The 1,465-nt window shown below is 57.3% G+C and carries 3 protein-coding genes and 1 pseudogene; 3 read left to right on the forward strand and 1 reads right to left on the reverse strand.

Annotation, left to right across the window (positions count from 1 at the left end; translation table 11 throughout):
- Positions 1-373 (reverse strand): annotated as a pseudogene (locus ACRESJ_RS07410) (RNA polymerase-associated protein RapA); the annotation flags it as partial.
- A 218-nt stretch (positions 374-591) separates the two neighbouring features.
- Between ACRESJ_RS07410 and ACRESJ_RS07415 the strand changes: the two are divergent.
- The 3 genes from ACRESJ_RS07415 to ccoM all read left to right on the forward strand — a co-directional run bounded on the left by ACRESJ_RS07415 (position 592) and on the right by ccoM (position 1,449).
- Entirely contained in the window at positions 592-933 is a 342-nt protein-coding gene (locus ACRESJ_RS07415) for an aspartate-semialdehyde dehydrogenase (protein ID WP_431757324.1), read from the forward strand.
- Positions 934-1,032: 99 nt separating this feature from the next.
- The gene (locus tag ACRESJ_RS07420; RefSeq protein WP_008016476.1) at positions 1,033-1,194 is read left to right on the forward strand and encodes a hypothetical protein; all 162 of its coding nucleotides are present in this window, start codon (positions 1,033-1,035) and stop codon (positions 1,192-1,194) included.
- Positions 1,195-1,338: 144 nt separating this feature from the next.
- Positions 1,339-1,449 (forward strand): cytochrome c oxidase subunit CcoM, encoded by a 111-nt coding sequence (gene ccoM, locus ACRESJ_RS07425; protein ID WP_007976669.1) that lies wholly within the window; start codon positions 1,339-1,341, stop codon positions 1,447-1,449.
- Positions 1,450-1,465 lie beyond the last annotated feature (16 nt).

The raw sequence follows: 1,465 nt of genomic DNA on the forward strand, positions 1-1,465 counted from the left end.
AGGGCAGCGGGTCGATCTGGCCGGCGAACAGACGGTCGCTGGCCAGGCGGAACTGGATGAAGTTCGACAGTTGGGTTTCCGGCAGGGTGACTACTTCGTTCTGCGCGTTGAGACCGTGGTAGACCAGCAGGCCATCGATGTCGTCGACTTCGCGAACGGTCAGTTTCCAGCCTTCGAAGTGAGTGATGGTGTCACCCGGCGAAAAGCGCACGCGGGTAAGAGGCGCATTCCGTAGCGCGTACTGGCGAGTGTCGCCAGTGGCCGGGTAGAGCACGGTCAACAAGCGGCCGTCCTGTGCCAGAACGGTGCCTAATCCCAGCTCGGCTTCGCTGTCACTGATCCAGCGTTGCCCCGGTTGATACTGCTGCGCCATGCTGCCTGACTCCCACCTTGAAAAAGCGGGCTATCTTAACGGAATGAGGGCTTCAGGGCCAAAGGACTCTCAGAAAAACTCACAGTCTTACGTTAGCCCACGTATGCATGACGCGCCGCTCGGTGCACTAATGAGTGCCAATTGGGTCACAGTTTGCGACCGATGGCTCAAGTCGCCATCCCCGCAGCCGACAGCCTGCTGACAGGAGACCGAAAATCATGCTGCCACCGATGCTCCCCCTGAGTGCCGTGCCGATCACTTCACAAACCGACCCGATCCGCCAGCGTCCGGATATTCCACCGGTGGTGCCGGTGCAGGAAAGCTCCAGTGAAAGCACCATTGACCTGCAAAAGCGCAATCCTGAAGAGGACGGGGCAGTGCTGCGCGAGGAGCAGCGCCGCAGGCAGGAGCAGGAACGGCGTCGTCGTGAAGCCGATAATGATCCCAAGGCTCACCTGGCGATTCCCGGCGATGAACTCAATGCCGACAACACCGTACCGGTGGCACCGCTGATGGAAGATCAGCCGCGGCAGGGATTGTGGGTCGATATCGAGATTTGAGCGCAGGCTGGTCAGCGCGGCCATCAGGCCGCATTATTGGCACAGGGTTGCCGAACGCTACGGCGGCTGACACTCATTTCAAGCGATGTACCGACCGCCATGAGCCAAGACGACAAACTGATTGACCTCAATGCTGAACGCGCCAAGCGTGTTCATGACCTCAATGACAAACGCCTCAATGAAGTTCGCCAGGCATTCGAGCAAGCCATGCCATTGGGCAAGGCCAAAAAAAAGCCGAAAAACAAACCGAAAAAACGCTGACCCTACCCCGCATTCATTGATGCGGGTCAAACTTTTCCCTTCCTCTTGCCCGGTCTCGGGCGACATTGATCCCGGTCAATATTCTGTCCTGCCCGTTTGGTTAACTTAGCCCTATCGCAACAGGGCAAGTGCAGGAGACGCGTCATGTTTTTCGACAACGTGGTGATCGCCGGAGTGCTGACTGTCAGCCTCATGTTTGTATTTTTTGCAGGGTTCGGACTTTTTATCTGGAAGGATTCGCACAAGCGGAAATAACCGTAGTTCTTTCTGG

Origin of the sequence: Pseudomonas sp. (assembly GCF_050739655.1) — a bacterium.
Taxonomy (GTDB): Bacteria; Pseudomonadota; Gammaproteobacteria; order Pseudomonadales; family Pseudomonadaceae; genus Aquipseudomonas.

Coding starts and splice junctions, on each gene's coding strand:
- ACRESJ_RS07415 (WP_431757324.1), top strand. CDS start 592: ATGCTGCCACCGATGCTCCCCCTGAGTGCCGTGCCGATCACTTCACAA.
- ACRESJ_RS07420 (WP_008016476.1), top strand. CDS start 1,033: ATGAGCCAAGACGACAAACTGATTGACCTCAATGCTGAACGCGCCAAG.
- ccoM (WP_007976669.1), top strand. CDS start 1,339: ATGTTTTTCGACAACGTGGTGATCGCCGGAGTGCTGACTGTCAGCCTC.